Origin of the sequence: Mesorhizobium sp. Cs1299R1N1 (assembly GCF_037179655.1) — a bacterium.
GTDB classification, from domain to species: Bacteria; Pseudomonadota; Alphaproteobacteria; order Rhizobiales; family Rhizobiaceae; genus Mesorhizobium; species Mesorhizobium salmacidum.
In genome coordinates, this window is the sequence record NZ_JAPYKR010000003.1 from 324266 (window position 1) to 347160 (window position 22895).

The following is a 22895-nucleotide window of genomic DNA, read 5'->3' on the forward strand; positions in this document are numbered from 1 at the left end:
TCGCAATTCGTTGCGGGCCAGGTGGGCTCAGGCGCGTGCCTCGGCATCGCTCCGGCGCCTGACATGGTCGATGAACGCGCGCAGCTTGGGCAAGACCTGGCGCTTCCCCGGGAAGTACAGGAAAAGCCCAGGCAAGGTCACGGCAAAGGATCTCAGCACCTCCTGCAACCGGCCGTCAGCGACCGGCACGCTGGCGAGCGGCTGGGGCACCTGGGCGAGGCCGGCCCCTTGCATCGCCGCGCCCAGAAGCGTCGGGTAATCATGCGCGATCAGCGGCCCGGAGACGATGGCCTCGACCGACTTGTTGCCGTCGACAAAGGGCCAGGGCGCGATCGATCCGTTTGACCGGCGCATGCGCAGGCAGGCATGGCTGCGCAGATCCTCGATGCGTTGCGGCACGTTCCGCTGGCGCAGATAATCAGGGCTGCCGACGACCACGAATGGCAGCGGCGGCGTCAAGCGCACCGCGATCATGTCGGCGGCGACAAATTCGCCGGGCCGGATGCCTGCGTCGAAGCCCTCGGCGGCAAGATCGACGAGTTCTCCACTGGCGACGATCTCCAGCTCGATTTCCGGATAGGCCTGGCAGAAGGATGCGATGAGGGGCTCCAGCAGGATCGGCACCACCGACGGCGGTACCGAGAGGCGCAGCAGTCCGGTCGGCCGCTGGCCGAGGTCGCGCGCCACCTCGCTCGCGGCGACCAGTTCTTCGAATGCGGGTCCGGCGCGCGACAGAAAGCGCTCCCCGGCTTCGGTCAGGCCGACGCTGCGCGTCGTGCGGATGAAGAGCGCGGCGCCGATGCGCGCCTCGAGCGCGCGGATCGCCTGGCTCATCGCCGACGGCGTCACCTTGAGTTCGGCCGCCGCCTTGCGGAAGTTGCGATGCCGGGCGACGCTCAGGAAGGCCTCGACGCCGTCGAGCGCTCCCTGCCTGACTGTGAAGTTCTGCTTCATGGCGCATCGACATTATCGCGGATAGTCGCGGTTCGAAAGCGCCTCTATCTCTGCAGCAACGACGGAAATCCAGAGGAAACCGCAATGACGGATAATCTCGAGGCAGTGCGCGCTCACTACCGCGCGAGCGGCCTGACCGAGCGTCTCAAGACGGCGCTGGCCGCTTTAGGACCGGAGGGCCAACGGCCCATGCCGGAGCAGCTGGCGGGGCTCGACCAGTTCCACACCCGTGGGCTGGCGGCGACCGCCGAGCTTGCCGGGTTGGCCGGGATTGGCCCGGAAACGATCGTCCTCGATGTCGGATCGGGGCTCGGTGGGCCGGCCCGCTTCCTGGCGGCGACCCATGGCTGCCGGGTGACGGGCGTAGACCTCAGCGAGCCTTTCGTCGAGGCCGCGCACTATCTGACCGAACGAATGGGGCTGGGCGAACAGGTGACGTTCGAGGGCGCCAGCGCACTGGCGCTTCCCTTCGACGACAGCCATTTCGATGTCGTGTTGCTGCAGCACGTGGCGATGAACATCACCGAGCGCGAACGGCTCTATGACGAGATCAGGCGGGTGCTTAAGCCGGGCGGCAGGTTTGCCACCTACGACGTCGTGTTGAACGGCGGCGATCCGCATTATCCCGTTCCCTGGGCACGAAGTCCGGCGGAGAGTTTCTTGCTCACGGCGGCTGAAACGCTAGCGCGGATCGAGCAGGCAGGCTTTGAAACGCTGGTATGGCAAGACGACACCGAGGCAGCCAAGGCGTGGTTTTCGCAATTGCGGGCGTCCGGACCGCCCCCTTTGCTCAATCTCGGCCTCGTCATGGGGCCGGACTTCGCGGGAGTTGCCGCCAACCTCGGACGCAATCTGGGGGAAGGCCGGCTGGGCATCCTGACCGCCGTCTTCGAAGCCATTCCGGGCAAGGCTTGAAGGAGGCAGGAATGTCACCGGCCATGATCTTCGACATCCATCTCGCTCTGGGCTACGTGCCATGGTTGCTGTGCTTCGGCGCCTATGCCTGGCCCAGGCTCAAGTCGATGGACCGCCTTGAGGCGCAACGTGCCATCGCCACGCTGCACAGCTTCCGCTTCTTCGGGCTTGTCTTCATGCTTCCAGGTGTCGTCGCGCCCAATCTGCCGGCTGGTTTCGCCGTCCTTGCGGCCTATGGTGACTTCGCCACCGGCCTGCTGGCCATGCTGGCGCTTCTGACGGCACGCAGACATCAGCTATTCTGGCCGCTCGTCGTCGCCTTCAATCTCGTGGGAACCGTCGACATCGTCGTCGACTATTATCACGGGGTCCAACTCGGCCTTCCCGATCTGGCAGGGGAACTGGGGGCCGCCTACGCGATCCCGATCCTCTATGTGCCGCTTCTGATGATCACGCACATCGCCGCCTTCTATCTGCTGATGCGTCGCCGGCCTGAGGCGGTTCAGGGCTCCCACCCCTGATGAGGAGGGACGGCATCGCCCTCGGTTGCCGCCTGCCTCCTTCATCTTCTCGATGATTTCGGCCATCAGCGGCGTTCCTCGGGAAAAATCGATTCTTTATGCAACCTCTGATGGGCGCGTGCGTTACACGGCTTCCGGGGGAGGTGAGGTTTGCGATTTGGAGCGTTTCGAGATCCTGTACGAGCCGACAGGCACGTTTTCCATTTTCGACAGATACACCGAATTGCCGGTTGCGGTGGAAGGCAGGACTTTGATCGGGCTCTGTCGGCACGAAGTGCCGCTGGCCCTGCTCGCCGTCATGGAACCCGACGACAGCGGGGTGCCGTCGCTCTGGCTGTTGAGCGGCTGTCGATCATACGAATATCAACGAGACGACTTGCAAGCGTGAATGAATGCTCGCATAAGTTGCGACAAGGCATACAGCATGACAGAAAATGGTGCCGTTATCATAGCATGAAGGGGGAATCATGCCCGATCAGAATGCGCTTATCCGCGCAGCTATCGCACGGCTGCTCTCGGAGAAAACCGGGGTCGCCGTGATTTCGATGAAGGAGAGTATCGAGGAACTGCCGGCGACAGCCCGCAAGGCGCAGACCATTGAAACCCTGCAGGATTTGCTGCTGGAAATGGCAGAGGAGCGTGGAATGATGGTGGAGCTCGATCTTTAGCTCCGAACCCAATCGACATTCTGATCGGGTTCGGACCCGGCATGCGTGCCGTTTCGTGCGGCCGAAGGGATTCCTTCAAAACGCAATGTCGTCCGCGCTTCGGATCGGGCGGGAGGATTCAATCGCGGTCGTCTCGACGCTGCCCATGCGATCCATCTTGCGCAGCGCGCCGAAATCAAGGTTGGTCAATTCCTCGATAAGCTTGATCGGGCGCTGGAATACGCGCGCCTCGTCCACACTGTAGGGATTGTATCGTGTCGCCTCGAAGATTGGCGAAATGGTCGACGATTGCTCAACGACAAAACCGGTCACCGACACTGTGCCATCCGGCCGTTTGAAAATGCAGATTTTCCAGAACGACCATGGGATTTGCCACGGTCCGCCTTTCAAGCCTTCCCCATAGAAATTATCGTCCGGCCGCAGGATCGGGCCCGTCATCACGCTCGCTTTCTGTGCGTTCTTGTCCGCGCGGGCGAGTACGAAATCCTCCAGATTGCCCCAGGTTTCGGAGTTGTAGACATGTTCCTGGGGAGCCGCGTTCGTATAGTGGAACGTGTCGTCACCGGCCCGGTCCGCGACAGCCTGCGGTCCCCAGACCGGATCCAGACGACGCACAAGGTGTCCGCGATCGATCTGGATGCCTTTTCCCGGGACCGAGCCGTAAACCTCCGCCAATGTCTGCTGATTGGCCGGAAGCCGTTCGTCCCGGCGCCAGTTCGGTGATTTCGTCGATTTGAGGCTGTTGCCGTCGATGTTGACAGCCGTCCAGATCGCAAGCCTGCGTTCCACATTCACGGCCAGGCTGAAATGCGTGTAATCGAAGACTGTCTTGTCGTTGGTGTTGTTTTTCGCCAACGTCCCCTTGAAACCGCTGCCCGTTTTCGGCATCGGAACAATGAGGTCCGGGCCAAGGAACTTGGGATCGTAGCCAAGCGAATCCGCGAAGGCCGGGTCGGTGAAGCGGGTTGTCTCAAAAGCCGTGGCTTCAGGCGCATTCGGGATCGTCTCCCACTTGCGGGGTGTGGTGGTTGCCTGGGCTGGGCGCGGCCGGTAGGCCGCATGAGGCTCGTAGGAAAGCATCGCCATGATCTTCGCGGCGTCGGCGCTGAACGGCGCGGCAGCCTGGAGATGCGCCCATATGGCGCTGATGCGGATACCTTCATTGGCGATCCAGTTCTTGGCACTCTCGCCATCGGCCTCGGTCCAGACCTTGCCGTTCTTGTTCAGCGGCTCGCCTTTCTGGTTCCGATCGACGATCGCCTGATGGTGAATTGCCACCAAATCCCACTGGTCATTGAAGACCGGTGCTCCCGACGAGCCCGGTTCGGTATCGGCCGTGTAATGGATGAAGGCAGGGTTGATCCGCGGAAACTTTTTCTCATCGAGCGCGATGATCCGATTTTCACGCACCACCACCTGCTTGGTGCCGCCGCCAGGATGCTGAATGATCGAGACATGCTCGCCCGTGATGCCCTTGCCACTCATCGGGATCAGCGGCAGCACGCCGAAATCCGTTATCGGCGTTCCATCATGGCCCATCGGTGAAATGGCGACGATGGTGAAGTCGAGGTCGACACTCGTATAGAACGCTTCCATCGGCGCGAAGGGAAAGATGCGCCCGCGTCGCTCGACGAAATTCGCGTCGAGTTCGTAGCCGAATTCGGCGAGGCTGCGGCTTGCGGTTTCCCCATCGGGAAGAACATGGTTGTTCGTCACCAGAAGCGCCGCCGTGGCAAGAAAGCCGGTGGCATAGTCTGGCGGTCCGCTTGCCATGCCGAGGGTCTTGACGCGGCAGACGGATTTCGCCGTTTGCAGGCCCCGCTCAAAGAAGTTGACGCTGACGATATCGCGCTTGCCGATGAGCCGCTCGAATGCGTTCGGATCGTTGCGGTTGATCAGGTCGAGCCTTACCGCGATGCGCTCCGGCTTGTCGGTGCCAAGTACTTTCGATGGTCCGGCATCGAACGAAGCGCTTTTCCTTTTCTGATCGACGGACTTCTGGCGCTCCACGGCCTCTTTCGCCGCCAGGCTTTTCTCCTGCTCAAGTCTTTGCGCCCGCTCCGCATCGTCAATCCGCACCATGCATGCCCCTCTGGCGTGGCTCCCCGCAATCCCGCTGGCGGATTTGCCGGTAAAGCCGTTCGGTTCACTCCCTTGCCGGGCGGCCAACGAGATTTCCGCGTCGCAGTATTCCGCTGAACGTCATATTCCAGGGCGCGGCAGGAAACGACCGGCGCGTCCATGTTACCATAGGAAATAAATCCGCCCAATATTTGGACTCTTCTTGCCAGAAACGCCGGCGCGAGCAGTCCAGGCAATAACCTATCTCTGCAATACGCTTGGCACAAGCTTCGAGTTCGGAAGAGGCAAAGATTGAGTTTTGCGTTCTAATAAGCCGGCGAAATTATGTGGCGAGGAATGTTGCCAATTTCATCGAAAAGACGGCAATGTATAGACATCTTTCGCCCTTCTTTCGTTTGCGCGATTCCCGGATAAAAGCTTTTCTATACTGAATGATCCAGTGCTGATACTGTTGGAGGGATAAGAAGTCCTGACAGCGGCGAGGGAGGCTTATGTGGCTGATATCATCTTGAAAGTGTTTGCAAATGCCGACGATGTGCATCTCGTCTGGTCGCATCAGGAGGACATTGAGGGATGCCTGGGATTTGCCATCCAGTGCCGCCGCGGCGCCTCCGCGCCCAACTATCTGTCGAACCGCGTCGGGTTCGAAGACGATACGGAGGTCGACAAGGACGGCAACCGGATCGCCTCGCGTTCCTCGCGGATCTGGCCATTTCAACGCTATGACTGGACAGACCACGCCGCCGACCTTGGCGACGTCATTGCCTATCGTATCGTCGCGAGGGTCAAGGGTGCCGCCGGCGCGCTGGAAGACGGGCCGGCGAGCGAATGGTCCGAAATGCTGACACTTTCCGCCGATTGCGGCGACGGTGCGAGTGTCCACTTCAACCGGGGTTATGTGCTGTCGCAGTTCATGGCGCGCTACATGAAGCGCAAGGGGATCACGCTCAAGGAGTTGAAGGAAACCGCCGTCGTCGTCAGCAAGAATGTCGACCGTGAGGCGAGGGCCTTTCTGGGCGGCACTTTGCGCGAAACGATGCTGAAGATGATGGCCGAGGTCGCGGCCGATGAGGAGCTGGAGCTGCATGCCGCGCTCTATGAGCTCAGCGACGAGGAACTCATCGACGGGCTCCGCGCGATCGGCAAACGGGCGAAGATCGTCCTGGCGAATGGAAGCGTCGATGCCGAGGGCGAGGACGAAAACGCGGATGCGCGGGCGCGTCTGCGCGGCGCGGATGTTGTCGTGCACGACCGCTTCCTCGCGCCGAAAGCACTGGCCCACAACAAGTTCCTGGTCATCGGGCGCGCCGCGGATGACAAGTTCGAGCCGGCCAAGGTGTGGACCGGCAGCACGAACTGGACACCGACCGGTCTCTGCACGCAGCTCAACAATGGCATCATGCTCGAGCATCCGGTGCTGGCAAAGCGGTATGAAGCGCAGTTCAACCTGCTGGTCGACGCAAAGAGCGCGGTTTCCGACGACCTGCTGCGATCCAACAATTCGCCCGAGCAAGGCATCGCGTTCGGTGCCGGCACCATCGACAGCTGGTTCTCGAGCCTGAGCGATGAAATCGACATCAAGGAACTCGTCAAACTGGTGGAAGGTGCGCAGCATGGGGTCTTCTTCGTGATGTTTCAGCCGGGCAACGAGCCGGTGCGAACATTGCTCAGGCTTCAGAAGGAGAAGAAGCTCTATGTGCGCGGCGTCGCGACCCGATTCACCGGCAAGGGTCTCGAGGAGTTCAAGCTGCTGAAGGCCAAGCCCGAGGATTTTTTCCTCGATGCGGCGCAGGACACCGGGGTTGAGAAATCGGTTGGGCAATGGGCCGTGGAAGGTACGGCTGCAGACTTCGAATCGGCCATAGGTCACGCCATCACGCATTCAAAAGTGCTGGTGATCGATCCATTCAGCGACGATCCCATCGTCGTCACGGGCTCACATAATTTTTCGCACTCGGCGAGTGCCGCCAACGACGAGAACTTCATCGTCATTCGGGGCCACAAGAAGATCGCCATGCATTACGCCATCAACGCCATGCAGACCTACAGCCACTATCGCTGGCGTGCCTATCTCGCGGAGGCGGCCAGGGAGAAGAAGGATCCCTTCCAATATCTGTCGCGTGACCCGGACTGGCAAAAGCGCCGGACCACCGGCGAGACCAAGCGCATGCTGGCGTTCTGGATGGCAGGCACCTAGAGCAATTCCGGGAAAACCGTGAAATGGTTTCCCGGGAAAGGCGCGTCGCCTTTCCCCTGCAGTGTGTAAAAACAAAGCGTTAGAGCCGTTTGCCGTTACCGGGAGAACGGCGAACGGCTCAGCGTGCCGTCGCCGTAGATCATGCGGCCGGCGCGGAAGGTTGCGCGCACACGTGGCACCGGCTGGCGGTCGGCGACGACGAGATCGGCCAGAAGCCCGGCTTCGATGGCGCCGCGATCGGTGAGCCCGAGCGCCGCGGCCGGATTGGCGCTCGCCAGCGCCGCGGCCTTCGCCAGGCCACTGTCGCGCAGTTCCGCCAGGCCGAGCAAGGCCGGCAGGATCGAGGCCGGGTGATAGTCGCTGGCCAGCATGTCGAGCAGCCCGGCCTCATAGGCCTGGCGGGCGGAAAGATTGCCCGAATAGGATTCTCCACGCAGCGCGTTGGGCGCGCCCATGGCCGTATACATGCCCAGCCGGCGGGCTTCCCGCGCAGCCTCCAGGGTCACCGGAAATTCGCTGAGCACGGTTCCCAGGCCGTGGACAAATTCCACCTTTTCCAGCGTGTCGTCATCATGCGAGGCGAGCACGATGCCGCGGGCGCGGGCAAAGGCTGACAGGTTCTGCAGCGTGCCGAGCACACCGCCATGCCCGTTTCGATCGGCCATGCGCTTGCCGACGACCTCTGATACATCGGCTATCGACATGCCGCGCTCCTTGGCCAGGCGGGCGATATACAATTCGACATCGCGGTACTGTCCCTGTCCGGGCGTATGATCCATCAGCGAAACCAGATGCAGCTTGCCGGCATCCATCAGCCTTTCCAGCACGCCGACAGCCGCGGTGAACGTCACCTCGAAACGGGCATGGATGCGGTGATCGACCAGAAGGTCGTCTTTCAGCCCGGTGATGGTCTCGATGATGGAAGATGTGTGTTCTTCCGAGCGCAGCAAGGCCGCGGTGGCGCTGTTGCCGATGAAGGAGAGCGCGGCATAGGCGGTGGTCACGCCGCAGGAGGCCAGCCGCTTGTCGAGTTCGGCGATGCCGATTGCCATCGGCACGTGGACACCGCTGCGCGGCTCCACTTCCCGCTCCACCATGTCGCCATGCATATCGATGAAGCCAGGCAGCAGCAGACGACCGCCGCCGATGAGGTCGGCATTCTCGACAGGTTGGTCGCTGATTTCGGCGATCCGGCCGTCCTCGATCCTGACAGCGCCGTTGGCAATGACACGGTCGCGCAGGACAATCTCGAATTCACTCAGCCACATCTGGTTCTTCGACTGATCCCGGTGGGTCGCGGCCCTGTCTGTCCGTTCAAGCATGGTCGTCTCCGAAAACAGCATTCCACATTTCCCGATCGCCCTCCGGCCAGGCGGTTTCAAGGCGTATCATGCGGATGTTTCAGTTCCGATGATCGGATAGGCTGGCTTCGTGACAGCGTTGTGTAGGACAGGCAGGTCGGCACGTCATGCTGCGCCGTGGATGGAGCCGCAAGATGTGAAGATACGAGACGCACGTTGGTTGCCTCCGTCAGGAATGCGCCTCATGTCGGCCATAGAGGCGAACTTTATCTCGGCCAGGAAGCAGACATTGCGGTGACCGCGCTGGAGGTCGTGGTTGCGCCATGAGCCGACGCTGAGCACCAAGGCTATGGTAAATCTTGATGTTGGCCGGAAGCGGAAGACCGAAAATGTCAACAATGTCTGCCAATGCGCCTACCGTCCGGTGCCAAGCTACGACCGCTGTTGTTCTCGGCGCCGCTTGTCTGCCCGCTTCAACTGATCGCGGACATACTCGGCCGATCGGCGACTGTTGGTGGTCGTGATCTTGTCATTGGCCAAAGACCCCGTTGGCCGATTGCTGGGAGAAGCCATGTTTCAAGGCATTGTCGACTGCGTCGATAACTTGGTCCAAGTTGTCGAGCGCCTCAAAAGTTCTTTCATGGCGCCGGGCGGCCCGCCGGATGCCAACGAACAGTCCGCCGGCCAAGCTAAGCACAAGCGGTATTGTTCCGCCGCGCATGCCGACGCCGCCGTGGTGCGAGCGAGCACCGCGCCTGCCGATTGAGCTGGAATGCGCGCCGTCGCTGCAGGTTGTTTCCCCGCGAAATGGAAGCAAGCAGATCATCAGCACCATGAACGTTGCAGAGCCAACAGCCCAGGGGCTGTTGATGAAGCGGCGATAAATTCTTCTGAGATGGCGAAGCATACGGGCAGTGCATAATTGTTCGAATTCCGATGGCCAAGCCAAAAAGCGCTACCACCCGCGGCTAGGATGGCGCAGCCCCTCAACACGTTGCAAAGCGCCCCTAGATTTTCTGTACTACGCTTCGCGACCAAGGAGCCCTACCAGCTGGAGCGGGACCGCAATAAGGTGCTCCAAGGGATGCGCCTTGCCGGGCTAAGTCCGGCTACCTGCAGCCAAACAGCACCGCCGCGCCAAGCTCGTCATGATAATGCCGCCCCTGTCCAAATCTATGGTATTTTTCCAAGTAGTCGAGCAGGTCGGCCCTGATAAGGATGTCTTCCGGTATCTGCGGTACCACGACGTAGATTTTTCCCGCCTCGTCGAATTCAGGTTCCACCGTCACCCCATCGACGATTTGGTTCAAAACGGCCGTAAGTTCGGCTTTCAAATGAGAACTGGGGCTGCCGACATTAGAAAAGGCCAACCCGTTCGTGAAATCGCCCGCCGTTGGAAAAGGAGTGGCTCCGTCGGCAAGGAATATCGGCAGTTGCTGCTTATAGTCCGCCACCGCGCTTGGGGTTCCGACCCTGAGGTTAGTCTTAGTACTACCACCGCTGTCGCGAAGGTTGATACTTTGGCCGGCAGCTGTGAATATTTGGCGATTTATTGTAATCTTCAGAGGGTTTCCAACCGTACTATCGACCGACAAGATGGTGGCCGGCGTAGGCAGGAGTTTGAGCCACGTCTCGACAATGGCCGCGCCGATTTCCCGCGCTTGTCGACCCTTCCTGAGATTCGCTCTGGGCATCGCATGCTTCTCGACACAGGACCATCTGTGAGCGTATGCGCGTTTCGCAGCTACCGCAAGATAGCTCTCGATGTGGAACGACGCCCAATTCATGTTCTTATAGACAGCGCACTGCCTTTGGGGGCATGCTGTTTCCGTAGACGTAGGAGGCTTGCTGTGGTCGTTCTACAGTTCCGCGCTGTTCTTATCGTGAGCGTCTTGTCATTGGCTGCCACTCAGAGACCGTCATTGGCAGACGAGATGCCTGCAAATGAGATCGCCGCGACATTTGTTGCGCCTTACGGCGACATGCCTACGAACTCGAACAACTCGGCGGATTTTAAAGCAGAAATCCAGAAAACTGACAAAAAGGAAGTGATTTCGGTAGATTTTCCCGAAATAGGTAAAAGCTTTTTAACGTTAAAAATTACGGAAACAAGAGTTAAAGAGCTTGAATCTCAAGGGTTTGAACTTGCCGATCCATTTTCTGTTACCCTCTTTGACGCAGCTAGATGCAAAAATAATCCGAGGATAATCAAAAAGGATACCACCACCACTATCCAGGACGTTCCCGCAAACGTCTGCCGTGTGGTCGGGTCACCGGTGGAAAGCACATACGGCCCCGAGGTGTGGGTGCTAGACAGCGGAGTTGACCCGGTTGCGGTCAGTTCAAATCTTCTGAATGTGGCGACAAAGGTCGACTGTACGCAAGGCAGTTGCGTGATGGGGGCCGTGGATGATGAGCTGGGACACGGAACCATGGTCGCAGGTATCATTGGAGGAAGGACTTTTAAAGATGGATCGTCGCACTACACGGGACTGGCAGGGGTTAGCCCTAAGGTATCTCTGAATATCATTAAAATATTTGGTGATGATGTAACTGTAAGCGTCTGGGACCAACCTGTTAAAGCAATAAGATACGTCTTGGATCACGCCAAAGCTGGTGACGTTGTAAACATAAGCTGGGGAGCTAACTCTCTTGAGAGTGCAAGGGCTGGCGGATACAGCAATGATATAACTTTGTTAGATATGCTATTTCATTTGATGGCGGATCGGAAACTACAAATTGTTGTGGCGGCAGGAAATGCGGAGCGAGCAAATGGCAATGGCGGATGGTCGTGGGCCGAAGGGTTCACGCCGGCAAATTCTGCGCCGTATACTTCGCCGGTCAGTCCTGGGGCGATATATAGTGTTTCTGCGGCTGACAGTAAATATGATTCAATGACTATGAAGTGGTCCGACAAGCTGTGGCAAGGCAGTGCATTCGGCGCTTCGTTTGCAGAACCTGGCGTCGAGGCGCGGTCCTTGTGGCTGTCGGATGATTCAAATAATCCGCAACAGAATGTGTGTTGGGGAACTTCATTCGCTGCACCAATTCTGGCTGGTTTGCTGGTTCGCGGGTCAGTGTCGCCAGGCGACTTTACGGATAGTACCTATCCTGACGCGGACACAGTTGCGTACGTGACTGCGGGCAAGTCGGACGCTACCACACCAAAGCACCCAAAATGCAACTGACCCGAAGGGCAGCCCTGCAAGGGATTCTACTATCCTCCATGCTTCGTCCAATCGCGGCAAGGGCTAGACCGGCGGCATGCGAGCCGAAACTCCTGTTGGTATTTCTCCGGGGTGGACTCGATTGCGTTGCGACGATCCCTCCGTTTGGGGATCCTGAATTGCTAACCCTGCGCGAAGCTCAGGCGCTTGTGAATGAGGAGGGGGCGACCGAAACACTCAAGCTGGACGGATTTTTTGCGCTTCATCCAGCACTGGCGCCGCTTCTGTCCTACTTTAATGCCGGGGAGTTGCTGATCGTCCCAGGGACGGCCATTGCGGGAGTGGAAAGATCTCATGCAGCCTCGGAATTTGCTTTGTTCGGGAGCGACTTTGACGGCCTCACGGGCTGGCCCAGACTGGCCTCGCTCGCCTTAGGGACTGAACCATGGCGGATCGGTCCGGCCGACCGATCCATCGATCTCATATCGGATTTGGCGTGGGGCAATCCGCTGCTGGACTTGGCCCTGCTTTCCCCTGAGCAAGCACAGGTGGGCGGATCGAAATGTGTGGAAGATCCGCTCGCGCAGCGAAGCTTATGCCAAGCGGCCAGGTTCACTTGCGCGGCGACCCGTGCGGCACAGGCGCTGGCAACGGAGGGCGGTCCTCGGATCGCAACGCTCGAATTGCCTGGGTTCGATACGCACATCAGCCAGGGCGTGCGTCTGGCGCGAGCATTGAAGGCCCTGGCAGACGGGCTCGTTTCGTTCGCCGAAGCGTCTGGAACGGCCTGGAACAGAACAGTTGTCTTGGTCGTGACTGAGTTCGGCCGAGCAGTGCCATTCAACGCAGACGGCGGAACCGATCACGGGACGGCCAGCGTCACGTTCCTGATGGGCGGTGCCGTTGCCGGCGGCCGAGTCGGCAATCAGTGGCCTGGGCTGGCACCCAGCCAACTTCGCGGCGGAACCGATCTTGCCGCTACGACCGATCTGCGAGCAATAATCAAGGCCGTATTAATTGAGCATCTTCGCCTTCCCGACCGGGCTGTTGCTAAGGTATTTCCGAGCGCTGCTGAACTGCCAGCGTCAATTGGTTTGTTTCGGGATGCAGGTTGATTGCCGTTAATCGGGCACGTTTGAACTATTCCTTCCATGATCGGCAGACCTCGCCGGATATCCTGCGATTGAGGGATCGTTGCGGCCGTCTTGCGGCGAGTAGCTATGCTCTGCACAAATTGCAGGACCTTGGGACATCGTTCCGCTACATCTACTATGCACCGAGCGGGCCCAAGTTGCTGATCCTATTGCGGTTTCGGTGAGCCCGGCGATTATCCGAACCGCTCCATCATGTGACCCAAATTTTGGGCTTGGTGACATTATGGCTCTGTCCACAGGGTAGGTGGTGCGCGAGAGGACCTGCTGGATTACCTGGGGGCGTACCACAAAAACGCGCAGGGTCGGCACTATCATGAAGAGCTTGCGTCCGCGGTCCTTTTCGGCTGCCGATAGCAAACTTCAATTTCAGTTCGGCAGCCCTGCGGCGAGCAGCCCTCTAAGCAGCGTGGCCCGATCCTCCTCCAGGCGATAGGGCTCCTTGGCCACGAATCGACTGCAAGAAAAGCTGGGCGTACCCGCCACCACGCGAGCCGCATACAACTTTGCGTCGCTGTCCCGGCCAAGCGCCGAGCTCGAAGCGGCCATGTAGGCGGTAACCCATGCCGGCATTGTCGATGAACGGCTCAAAGCGACCAGTGCCAACTCGGGCCGGCCCGCAATAAAGTGGACGATGCCGCGAAACGGCCAATACCAGGATGGTTCGTAGAGTGGATCGAGCACCTGCGCCCGCTCGAACCATTGCATGGCGCGATCCGGCTCGCCGCCAAATGTGTAGAGGGTGCCGAGATAAGAGACTTGCTCGGGATCGTTCGGATTGAGGTAGAGGGCCCGTGCGTAGAGTTGCGCAGCGACGTCGAAGTCTCGCAAGTGCAGCAGCACCCAGCCGAGAATGTTGAGGCAAACCGGATCGTTGGCGGACAACGCAACCGCCTTCTTGGCAATTGTATGCGCCTCTTCGAGCAGGGCATCGGAAGATCCCATGTCGCGAAACCATTCCAGCTGCTTGCAGTGAGCCAGCTTGGCATAGGCGCGCCCATAGGTCGGATCGAGGTCGATGGCGCGCTGATACCATTGCCTGGCTTCCGCTTCGGACGCGAGGTCGCCCAGCGGCAGGGCGTTGCCGCGCAGCACGCACTCATAGGCCGCCAGGTTGGCCGGCGGCTTGCGCCGCGCCTTCTCAGCACCCGCTGCCTTGAGGCGCCCGATAACTGTGCCCACGATCTTGCGGACCAGTTCATCCTGCACATCGAATATGTCCTGATCGTCGCTGTCATAATGCTCGGCCCAGACGTCACCGCCGGACGTGGCGTCAACCAGTTCGCACGAAAGGCGGATACGCCTCCCCATCCTCCGGATTCGACCCGCAAGCTCGAAATCGAGCCCGATATCCGAGACCAGCTTCGGCAGTTCCACATCCTTGAGCCGCAACGAGGTATGATATGACGCGACGGAGAGCTGCGTGAACCGCGTCAGCTCGGTGATGACGTCTTCTGTGAACCCTTCGCTGAAATAGGGTTCCACGCCGCCGGTGCTGACAAATGGGCGGACCAGGATCGATGGCGTGTTCGAGCCCGAAGTCTCGGCGCCGATCCTCGGAGCGGGGCCGTCGGGTCTGTGAATAAGCGAGTAGACGGCTACGGGTCGGGGAATGTTCTTGAGCTGAAACTCGCCGCAATATTCGAACGGCAATTGCAACCCTGCGCGGACCTCCTCATGCACTTTCGCCGAAAGGCAAATGCCTCCGGGGGCGGCGATCTGTTCAAGGCGCGCAGCCACGTTTACACCGTCGCCGAACACGTCTCCGTCCCCGTCGACGATAATATCGCCGAAATTTATCCCCATTCGAAGCAACAGACCGGGCGACGATCGCTCAGGGCTTGCGAGATAGGCCTGAATAGCCACGCCACACCGGACCGCTTCGACCGCGCTGAGGAACTCCGCTACGACGCCGTCGCCGGTGTTCTTTACAACGCGGCCGTCATGCCGATGAACGTAGCCTGGGACCTCGTCGCGCATCAGCGCCCGGACGCGGGTGAACGTGCCTTCCTCGTCTTCCGCCATTTGTTGCGAATAGCCGACCACATCGGCGACCACGATCGCAGCCAGGCGTCGCTTCAGGGTGCCGTTGTTTGCGGTCAATCCATGCTTTGGGGTCATCCATACCTCGGGTCGGACGTCCGAACGTACTTTAGCACATTTGCATGATGCTATCGCGCATGGCAGCGTGTAAACTGCTACACGAGAGCTTCCGACGTACGACAGAGCGAAATCCGTTCTGAAGCGCTCGCAATGCGAAAGATCCGCACATTCGAGGTCTGCGTGGGCTCAAGTCTTCTTTATGGCCCGGTTGTGATCTCGGACCCATTGCTCGGCTGTCCTCTCACTGTGGCGGCCGGCCGCGTTCGCGCCGCCAGGGATGGCGATGAGAGCACTTACTTCGTGTCTGGTTGTGGCACGACAGCCGAGCAGGCGCTGCAAGGCTGCCTTTATGAGGCGGACGAGACCTACTTCGCCCAGATCATTCCCGAGGCGCGAATTCTCCGGTCGTATGCCAATGCGATCGAGGGGCGGGTCGTCGAGCCGCCCGACGTCCTTCTTTTCAGCGAAGAGCAATATGACCGGCGAGAGGCCGGGAACCGACAGTCCCGCAACATGGTACCGGCCCGCTGGGACAGATCCGCGCCTGAAGACTGGATCCTGAGTGACGACAAGCTCGGTACGGAGCAAGCCTGGGTGCCCGCGGGCCTGTGTTTCCTCGGATATGATCCCGGTGGCGAGGAATCATCTTTGCCGGCTGCCGACTCGAACGGACTTGCGCTGGGCATCAACCCTGAGGACGCTGCGATGAGCGCCCTTCTCGAGCTGATAGAGCGAGATGCGACCTCTATCTGGTGGCACAATCGACTTGTTCTGCCTCGAATCGATCCGAAGTCGAGGGCAAGCGACACCGTATCGTCTTACGAGGATTGGCTTCGGCACCAAGGTCGCGAATTGCGGCTTCTGCGACTTACGTTGGATTTGGCGGTGCCAGTCGTTGCGGCAATCTCCAGCGACAGTTCCGGCCGGTGTCCGGCGATGGGGTTTGCGGCAGGCGCATCGTGGTCAGCGGCTGCCACAAGGGCGGTCGGCGAGCTTGCTCAATGCGAAGCGAACCTTGCTCTGCTCTCCCAACAGGCGCAGCAACAGGGCACGACCCGGTTTACGCCCGGGGCGCGGCAGCTTTATCGCTGGCATCAAGAGACGGATCTTGGGCTGTGTCCATATCTGCAGGGCGGGAATAGCGGGCCTGCTTGCACCGATGAATCGACACTTGACTACGCCTCATGCGTCAAACTCTGCCACGAACGAAACCTGGAGATATTCGCCGTCATCCTGATGCAGGATGAGCAGCGGTCCCTTGTCCGCATTTTCGCTCCGGGCTTGCGTTCGACCAAACCAAGGTTTGGTCCCGGCAGGCTCTATTCTGTTCCAGGCATTCTTGGCCTCACGCCTGCGGGCTCAATATGCCGAGACCCTCTCCCATTTTAGCGCGAAACCAAAAGCTGCTGCAAAGTCCAATTTGGGACCAACACCGGGGGGCAAGCTCTACCGCTTCCGCTCCCTTAAAGCTGCCATTCCGGTGTCGGCCCCATAACGGCCGTTCACCGCGAATCGCCAAACGCGTTACCATTGTCCCGCCCTATGGTGGGCTGGCACCATCACGAAATCTTATGCCACTCGCTGACCGACGGCAGCCGGGTGGCCCCGGACCGATTGAAGCGCTGGATGTAATGCGCGGCGCTGAAGGCGGTCGGGCGTATCTTGGAGCCGAAGGCCGTCCTGGCCATTTGCGGCGCGCCTTTCAGCGCCGTTGCATTGGCGCCGCCTTGGGTCGAAAATGCCTCCGATGAAAGCAGTCCCCAGGCTCACCACACCAAGGCTCGTGCTTCGGGCGCCGAGCGAGCGGGATATCCCGGCATGGTTTGCGCGCGCCACCGATGTCGAATCCGCCTCCCTTGCCGGCGATCCCGTTCCCGAGGACGTAAGCGCGGGCGAGCGATGGTTAGCCCACTCGCGTCAGCGCTTCGCCGATGGTAAGGCGATCCAGTGGTCCATAGACCGGGCATCGGAGGCGATCGGGACGATAACCCTGTCCTTCGCAACCGACGCCAAGGCAGCCGCATTGGGATTTGTGCTGGCGCGTGCGCATTGGGGGCAGGGACTGGGCAGCGAGGCCGCGCGAGAAGTCATTCGCTATGCTTTTGACACCCTGGCGCTTGACCAACTGACGGCCGAGGCGGCGGCGCGCAATGTCGCGTCGCTGCGGATCTTGGCGAAGCTCGGCTTCAAACATGTCGAGAGCTTCGTCGATGAGTCCGACGGCGAGCACTGTGAGCGTTTTGCGCTCGACGCAGACGCCGGGACGTCACTCTTGGCGAGCCAGGCTTAGAGCCATCCGCTCGCGGCCCGGGCTGACATCGGAGCACTCTAAAGAGCAGCCCGTGCTTGTTCAAGTCAATCACACGAAGTCGCAGCCTTGAGCGCTTCGGCACGGGCCGGTTCGGGCAAATTCGCGATCCTTCGAACAGAAGCGTAGAACCTCGGATAATCGCCGGAGCATAAATTGAACAGGCGAATAAACGCCGGAACCTGTTCGCCGTAGACGGCGGTCGCGGCGAGCTTTGCGTTGTTGATCGGGGCATCGAACCAGGCGTCGTATCCCCTGTATCCGGCCCAGCTTCTGTCGCGCATTTGCCGGTAGCGCATCCGCAGCCTGTCGAGCGTGGCTGCCTTGGCTGCCGCCATCTCATCCGGGGTGCGGGAGCTTTCATAGACCTGCCGCAACTCGTCGCGCGTTTTCGACACCAGTCCGAGAAAATCGGCGCTGCGCTTGCGATCGGCTTCATAGCGGCGCAATCCGGCGCGATCGCCGGCCGCGCGGAGCCATTTTCTTGTGCCGGTGGTTTCGACGGCAACCGCGAAAGCCTCATTGAATGCGGAATCGCCGTTCACATAGAGGCGCTGATGCGCCAGTTCATGAAAGATGAGGCTCGCGAGATAGGTGTCGTCCTGACGCAGCATGGTGCTGAGCAACGGGTCACTGGACCAGCCCAGTGTGGAATACGCGGTGATGCCGGTGACATAGACGTCCAGCCCCTGTTCATGAAGTGCGACGGCGGTTTCGGTCGCGGATTTCCGATCGAAGTAACCCCGGTACGGAACGCAGCCGAAAACCGGAAAGCACCATGTCTTTGGCGTGAGCGAGAATTGCGGGGCGGCAAAAACGGCCCAGGTCACAGCAACCCGGTGGATGTCGACGTAGCTGCGGTAGCTGCTGTTTTCGGGCAGTGCCAGCTCGTCTGTCGCGAACCGCCTTATGGCGCGCGCCGACGTCAATTTGGTGCGCAATGCCGCAGGTGTCGAAGGGGCCTTGATCAGTTTTCCGACGTCTTCGCGCGCGGCCATGATCCGGACATGGCCCTCCAGCGATTGCGCGTAGTAGGAAATGCTGGTGCAACCGCTCATGGCGGACGCCACGATCGCCGCGGCAAACAATCGAAAAACGCGCTTCACTTCTTCCCCACCGCTTCGTCACCTGCCCATGGAGCACATGTCCGGGGGACCGTCCACTGGGCATGACCTCGAAGCTGCCGGTCTGCCGCCGGCACCATATTGGCGGCGGGTAGTGGGTCAGTTTGAAATTTGCTCTGGCGGATCGATAACAGTGACATGCCGTTCCTCGATCCAGATAGAGTGCATGAAGGCAGGTTCTCCAAAAACCTCGCCGACTTCTAATTCAAGAAGATGCTCCCCTGAAACAATTGTGGTGCTGATAACCTCAAACTTTCGCCCGACACATCCAAGGAAGAGCTCTTTGGTTCGCATCTCGTCGTCGTCCCGAAGATCATCGGGAACACTCTCGACGATCACTAGGGGTGCCCGCAGAAATCATAGGGGGTCTCCAGGCTATCACAGGGTCCACAAATCTGACCCGCAGCCTGGCGGCGTGTCTAGGCGCCATCACCAAGTTTGCCCACCCCCTGACTCTTTTCCCGATCCTCAAACGTCTTAGCTACAGTGAAACACTGGAGCAGGGTCAATGAGCCTCAGGGATATGAAGATCGTGGTCACCGGCGGCAGCCGTGGGCTTGGCCTCGGATTGGTCGAAGCGCTGGTCGAGCAGGGCGCCAGCGTGACCGTGGTCGCGCGGGGCGCCGAGGCGCTGGAAGCGGTCGGTGCGCGGCTTGGGGTCGCCACCATTGCGGCCGATGTCACCGACGAGGACGCGGCCTATCGCATTCTTGGCGAGGTTCGCCCAGACATAGTGGTGCTGAACGCCGGTGCCACGCCCCGGATGGGGCGGCTGGACCAGTTGAAGTGGGAGGATTTCTCCATCGCCTGGGAAACCGACGTCAAGGCCGGGCTCTACTGGCTGCAGGCGGCGCTGAACCTGCCGCTCAAGCCGGGCAGCCGGGTGCTGGTCGGGTCGAGCGGTGCCGCCGTCACCGGGTCGCAGATGTCGGGCGGCTATGGCGGCTCCAAGCGGATGCTGTGGTTCATGGCCAAATACGCCAATGGCGTGGCGCAGGAGAAGGGCCTCGGCATACGCTTCCAAGCGATCCTGCCGCGCCAGATGATCCTCGGCACCGGGATCGGCGATGCGGGCGCCGGCGCCTATGCCGGCTCGATGGGCATCACGCCGGAAGAATTCATCACCCGCTTCGGCGCGCCGATGCCGCCCCGGGCTTTCGGCGACAGGGTGGTTTGCGTGCTGGAAGACCCGCAATATGCCGAGGGCGTCGTCTTCGGCCTCAGCGGCGACGCGGGCGTGACGATCATGGAGGGCCCTTGAGCGAGGGAAAGTCAGCCGTGGAGCGCGACCGGCAGGAAGGGCTGCTAGCCCTTGCCGCCGCCTTGCGGCCGGAGCTGCACCGCTATTGTTCGCGGCTGATGGGCTCGGTCATCGACGGCGAGGATGTGGTGCAGGATACGTTCGCGCGCGCCTTCGTTGCCCTTGACGAGTTGCGCGAGGTGCCGCGGCTCAGGCCCTGGCTGTTCCGGATCGCCCACAACCGCGCGCTGGACCTTTTGCGCAGCCGCGCGATCCGTGCCGCCGAGCCCATCGAGGCGGCGCTGGAGATTGCCGACGAGGCCGACCCGGTGGAGATGCTAATGCGCAGGCAAGCCGTGCAAACCGCCGTGTCGCGCTTCGCGGAGCTTCCGGTGCCGCAACGCAGCGTGATCATCCTGAGGGATGTGCTCGACGAGCCGCTGGCCGACATCGCCGCCTTGCTTGGTATCACGGTCGATGCGGTGAAGGCGCATCTGGCGCGCGGCCGCGTCCGGCTTCGGCGGATCAACGCCGAGGCCAATCCGCTCCCCGATGCGCGCATCGCATCCGCGGCAACCGTGCGCTACGTCACTCTGTTCAACCGACGCGACTGGGACGGCTTGCGCGCGCTGCTCGCCGACGATGTGCGGCTCCACCAGTCCATGCACCCGCCGCGCGCGGGCGCCGCCGACGTCGGCATGTTCTTCACGATCTACGCCAAGAGCGACGGCTTGTGGCTCAGGCCGGCATGGGTCGAGGGCCGCGAGGTGATCGCGGTGTTCGAAGACCGGGCCGCCCCGAAGCCGCATCATTTCATGTGGCTGGAATGGCGCGAAGGCCGGATCAGCTTCATTCGCGACTACCGTTATGTCCACTACGTTCTCGATGACGCGGACCTGGTGCTGGCGAGGGAAGCCGGCTCTGGTGGCAATGGACGCCGATAGGCGACAGCAGGTCGCGGGCCAGATCGAAGCCTGACGGCGGCGGGCGCGGGCTGCCGCATCAAGGCGAGGCGTCATGCTTTACGACGGGATCAAGGACGAGACCTCGCGGTCGGACGGCCGCTCGCTCGTCGCCAGCCCGGTGGCCACGCCGGCGCGGTCGGCGGCGTTGCGGTTCTGGCTCATCTTGCGTTTGCCCTCGAGCCTCACGACCGGCATGCGCAGGCCGACAATGCCGCGAAGCTGCGACTGAATGAAGTCGGGCGGCGCGTCCGAGACCGCCCATGGCGCGGCGCGCGCGCCTTCATGCAGGTTCGTCAGCCGGGTGACGACCTCCAGCAGCCTGTCCGCATCGTCGAAGAACTCGACCGGCCCGTAGGCGTGGACGGCGGCGTAGTTCCAGGTCGGCACGACCTTGCCGGTTTCCTGCTTGGTCGCGTACCAGGCCGGCGTCACATAGGCGTCCGGCCCCATGAAGATGGCGAGCCCGTTGCCGACAGCCGGAACACGCCACTGCGGGTTGGCCCTGGCCAGATGGCCATGGATGACGCCGTGCTCGCCCTCGGTCTCGTCGAGAAAAAGCGGCAGGGGGGTGGCGAGCGGCCCGTCCGCCGTGGCGGTGACGAGGTTGGCCAGCCGCGCGGCGCGGATCGTCGCCATGAGGCTGTCCTTGTCGTCGTCGCGGAAGGCGGGCGGGGTGTACATTTTGAACTCCTTGCGTTGCAGGGACAGATGGCAGACAATCTGGCCTGTTGGAAATATCCAGTTTGGAAGAGTTTAGGTGGTCCAGTTGAGGTGGTCCAGTTGATCGGGGACGGAGCCGCGCGCCGCATCATCGCGGCGATCAAGGAACAGATCCACAGCGGCGCCTATCAGCCGGGCGACCGTCTGCCGTCGACCCGGGTCTTCGCCGCTGAATGGGGCGCGTCGCGCACGACCGTGACGGCGGCCTACAGCCAGCTCATCGCCGAGGGTTACCTGACCTCGCGGGCCGGGGCACGCGCGGAAGTGGCGCAAGGGTTGGGGGCCGCGGCGGCGCCGAAGCCCGCCGTGGCGGCCGCGCCCCGGCACCTCTCGGCCTTCGCGCAACGCCTGCTTGCGCTGCCGGCGCCAAACCTCGCGCAACCGGCGCGGGTCGCGGACTTCCGCTATGGCGACCTGTCGGGAGCCGACTTTCCGGTGCTGGCCTGGCGGCGCGCGATGAACAGGGCCAGCGTGCGGCGCGGCGCGCGGCTGGCCTATGGCGATCCCCAGGGGTCGGCCGATCTGCGCGCCGCGCTGCAAGGCTATCTCTGGCGGGCCCGCGGCATCAGCTGCACGTCCGACCGGATCGTGATCGTGAACGGCTCGCAGCAGGGCCTCGACCTCTGCGCCCGGCTGCTGCTCGACGCCGGCGACCGCTTCGTCATCGAAAACCCCGGCTACCTGCTTGCCCGCCAGGCCTTCGCGGCGGCGGGCGGTGTCGCCACGCCCATCGCCGTCGATCGCGACGGGCTGAGGACGGACGCGCTGCCGCCGGCTCGGCTCGCCTATGTGACGCCCTCGCACCAGTTTCCGCTCGGCGGCATCCTGTCGGCGACGCGCCGGCGCGCGCTCCTGGCCTGGGCCGCGCGGGAAGGCGCCTACATCATCGAAGATGATTACGACGGCGAATACCGCTACGACATCGCACCCATTCCGCCGCTGCAGACGCTGGACGCGGACATGGTCATCTATGCCGGCACGCTGTCCAAGACGCTGTCGCCGACGCTGCGGCTCGGCTATCTCGTCATGCCCGCCGGCCTGCGCCAGGCTTTCAGTGCCGCCAAGCGGCTGACGGACCGGCACTCTCCGCTGCTGGAGCAGGACGCGCTGGCCGACATGCTGGCCAGCGGCGCCTATGAGCGCCACGTGCGCGCCATTCGCAGGAAGAACGCCGAACGAAGGGCGCTGCTGCTGCAGGCGCTGGCGGACAATCTCGGCCCGTTGGTCACCATCGAGGGCGCCGACACCGGGCTGCATCTCGTCATCTGGGTGAATGGAGTCGCCGCCGGGCGCGTTGCGGCGATCGTCACGGCCGCGCGGGCCGCCGGGATCGGCCTCCATCCGGTGTCGCCGCTCTACGACCCGGCCGGGCCGCAGCCGGCCCTGGCGGGGTTCATCCTCGGCTATGCCGGGCTCCACGCCGAGGCCTTGCGGCAGGGCGTGGCGGTGCTGGCGACGGTGCTGGCCGGGTTGCGCTGA

At 61.6% G+C, this 22895-nt stretch carries 22 protein-coding genes; 12 read left to right on the forward strand and 10 right to left on the reverse strand.

Annotation, left to right across the window (positions count from 1 at the left end; all coding sequences use genetic code 11):
* Positions 1 to 27: 27 nt before the first annotated feature.
* Positions 28 to 954 carry a LysR substrate-binding domain-containing protein gene (locus O7A70_RS08395; protein ID WP_337139955.1) on the reverse strand — a complete coding sequence of 309 codons (927 nt, stop codon included), beginning with the start codon at positions 952 to 954 and terminating at the stop codon, positions 28 to 30.
* Between the two features lie 84 nt (positions 955 to 1038).
* Between O7A70_RS08395 and O7A70_RS08400 the strand changes: the two genes are divergently transcribed.
* The 4 genes from O7A70_RS08400 (at position 1039) to O7A70_RS08415 (ending at position 3058) form a co-directional block, all read left to right on the forward strand.
* On the forward strand, positions 1039 to 1869 hold the full coding sequence (locus O7A70_RS08400) for a class I SAM-dependent methyltransferase (protein ID WP_337139956.1): 831 nt from the start codon (positions 1039 to 1041) through the stop codon (positions 1867 to 1869).
* Between the two features lie 11 nt (positions 1870 to 1880).
* Entirely contained in the window at positions 1881 to 2390 is a 510-nt protein-coding gene (locus O7A70_RS08405) for a hypothetical protein (RefSeq protein ID WP_337139957.1), read from the forward strand.
* A 25-nt stretch (positions 2391 to 2415) separates the two neighbouring features.
* A complete protein-coding gene (locus tag O7A70_RS08410; RefSeq protein WP_337139958.1) occupies positions 2416 to 2778 on the forward strand; it encodes a hypothetical protein in 363 nt (120 codons plus the stop codon).
* Between the two features lie 79 nt (positions 2779 to 2857).
* A complete protein-coding gene (locus tag O7A70_RS08415; protein ID WP_027145617.1) occupies positions 2858 to 3058 on the forward strand; it encodes a hypothetical protein in 201 nt (66 codons plus the stop codon).
* Between the two features lie 75 nt (positions 3059 to 3133).
* Here O7A70_RS08415 and O7A70_RS08420 read toward each other — a convergent pair whose 3' ends face one another.
* The gene (locus tag O7A70_RS08420) at positions 3134 to 5140 is read right to left on the reverse strand and encodes a DNA/RNA non-specific endonuclease (RefSeq protein WP_337139959.1); all 2007 of its coding nucleotides are present in this window, start codon (positions 5138 to 5140) and stop codon (positions 3134 to 3136) included.
* A gap of 493 nt (positions 5141 to 5633) precedes the next feature.
* Between O7A70_RS08420 and O7A70_RS08425 the strand changes: the two genes are divergently transcribed.
* Entirely contained in the window at positions 5634 to 7337 is a 1704-nt protein-coding gene (locus tag O7A70_RS08425; RefSeq protein WP_337139960.1) for a phospholipase D-like domain-containing protein, read from the forward strand.
* A gap of 95 nt (positions 7338 to 7432) precedes the next feature.
* Here the strand turns inward: O7A70_RS08425 and O7A70_RS08430 are convergent, their stop codons facing one another.
* The 3 genes from O7A70_RS08430 to O7A70_RS08440 all read right to left on the reverse strand — a co-directional run bounded on the left by O7A70_RS08430 (position 7433) and on the right by O7A70_RS08440 (position 10332).
* Positions 7433 to 8659: an alpha-D-ribose 1-methylphosphonate 5-triphosphate diphosphatase gene (locus tag O7A70_RS08430; protein ID WP_337139961.1), complete on the reverse strand. Its 1227-nt coding sequence runs from the start codon at positions 8657 to 8659 to the stop codon at positions 7433 to 7435.
* Positions 8660 to 9167: 508 nt separating this feature from the next.
* The gene (locus O7A70_RS08435; protein WP_337139962.1) at positions 9168 to 9545 is read right to left on the reverse strand and encodes a hypothetical protein; all 378 of its coding nucleotides are present in this window, start codon (positions 9543 to 9545) and stop codon (positions 9168 to 9170) included.
* A 202-nt stretch (positions 9546 to 9747) separates the two neighbouring features.
* Positions 9748 to 10332: a hypothetical protein gene (locus O7A70_RS08440; RefSeq protein WP_337139963.1), complete on the reverse strand. Its 585-nt coding sequence runs from the start codon at positions 10330 to 10332 to the stop codon at positions 9748 to 9750.
* A 228-nt stretch (positions 10333 to 10560) separates the two neighbouring features.
* Here O7A70_RS08440 and O7A70_RS08445 point away from each other — a divergent pair, with 228 nt between their 5' ends.
* Together O7A70_RS08445 and O7A70_RS08450 are read left to right on the forward strand one after the other, a co-directional pair.
* Entirely contained in the window at positions 10561 to 11826 is a 1266-nt protein-coding gene (locus tag O7A70_RS08445; RefSeq protein ID WP_337139964.1) for a S8 family peptidase, read from the forward strand.
* Positions 11827 to 11984: 158 nt separating this feature from the next.
* Entirely contained in the window at positions 11985 to 12920 is a 936-nt protein-coding gene (locus O7A70_RS08450) for a DUF1501 domain-containing protein (protein WP_337139965.1), read from the forward strand.
* 405 nt (positions 12921 to 13325) lie between these two features.
* On the opposite strand, the gene O7A70_RS08455 is transcribed toward O7A70_RS08450, so the two are convergent.
* The gene (locus O7A70_RS08455) at positions 13326 to 15077 is read right to left on the reverse strand and encodes an adenylate/guanylate cyclase domain-containing protein (RefSeq protein ID WP_337139966.1); all 1752 of its coding nucleotides are present in this window, start codon (positions 15075 to 15077) and stop codon (positions 13326 to 13328) included.
* A 132-nt stretch (positions 15078 to 15209) separates the two neighbouring features.
* Here O7A70_RS08455 and O7A70_RS08460 point away from each other — a divergent pair, with 132 nt between their 5' ends.
* Positions 15210 to 16448: a YcaO-like family protein gene (locus O7A70_RS08460; protein WP_337139967.1), complete on the forward strand. Its 1239-nt coding sequence runs from the start codon at positions 15210 to 15212 to the stop codon at positions 16446 to 16448.
* Between the two features lie 170 nt (positions 16449 to 16618).
* Here O7A70_RS08460 and O7A70_RS08465 read toward each other — a convergent pair whose 3' ends face one another.
* Positions 16619 to 16747 carry a hypothetical protein gene (locus O7A70_RS08465; RefSeq protein ID WP_337139968.1) on the reverse strand — a complete coding sequence of 43 codons (129 nt, stop codon included), beginning with the start codon at positions 16745 to 16747 and terminating at the stop codon, positions 16619 to 16621.
* Positions 16748 to 16806: 59 nt separating this feature from the next.
* Between O7A70_RS08465 and O7A70_RS08470 the strand changes: the two genes are divergently transcribed.
* Complete coding sequence (locus O7A70_RS08470; protein ID WP_337139969.1) at positions 16807 to 17349, forward strand: GNAT family N-acetyltransferase; 543 nt, start codon at positions 16807 to 16809, stop codon at positions 17347 to 17349.
* 65 nt (positions 17350 to 17414) lie between these two features.
* Here the strand turns inward: O7A70_RS08470 and O7A70_RS08475 are convergent, their stop codons facing one another.
* Both O7A70_RS08475 and O7A70_RS08480 read right to left on the reverse strand, forming a co-directional pair.
* Complete coding sequence (locus tag O7A70_RS08475) at positions 17415 to 18425, reverse strand: aminopeptidase (RefSeq protein ID WP_337140213.1); 1011 nt, start codon at positions 18423 to 18425, stop codon at positions 17415 to 17417.
* Positions 18426 to 18590: 165 nt separating this feature from the next.
* On the reverse strand, positions 18591 to 18830 hold the full coding sequence (locus O7A70_RS08480) for a hypothetical protein (RefSeq protein WP_337139970.1): 240 nt from the start codon (positions 18828 to 18830) through the stop codon (positions 18591 to 18593).
* A gap of 169 nt (positions 18831 to 18999) precedes the next feature.
* Between O7A70_RS08480 and O7A70_RS08485 the strand changes: the two genes are divergently transcribed.
* Together O7A70_RS08485 and O7A70_RS08490 are read left to right on the forward strand one after the other, a co-directional pair.
* On the forward strand, positions 19000 to 19752 hold the full coding sequence (locus O7A70_RS08485) for an SDR family NAD(P)-dependent oxidoreductase (RefSeq protein WP_337139971.1): 753 nt from the start codon (positions 19000 to 19002) through the stop codon (positions 19750 to 19752).
* Entirely contained in the window at positions 19749 to 20675 is a 927-nt protein-coding gene (locus tag O7A70_RS08490) for a sigma-70 family RNA polymerase sigma factor (RefSeq protein WP_337139972.1), read from the forward strand. Before O7A70_RS08485 ends, O7A70_RS08490 begins: the two co-directional genes overlap by 4 nt.
* A 78-nt stretch (positions 20676 to 20753) precedes the next feature.
* Here the strand turns inward: O7A70_RS08490 and O7A70_RS08495 are convergent, their stop codons facing one another.
* Positions 20754 to 21377, reverse strand: coding sequence for an FMN-binding negative transcriptional regulator (locus O7A70_RS08495; protein ID WP_337139973.1), 624 nt, complete (start codon positions 21375 to 21377; stop codon positions 20754 to 20756).
* Between the two features lie 27 nt (positions 21378 to 21404).
* On the opposite strand from O7A70_RS08495, the gene pdxR reads away from it, so the two are divergent.
* Entirely contained in the window at positions 21405 to 22895 is a 1491-nt protein-coding gene (pdxR, locus tag O7A70_RS08500; RefSeq protein WP_337139974.1) for a MocR-like pyridoxine biosynthesis transcription factor PdxR, read from the forward strand.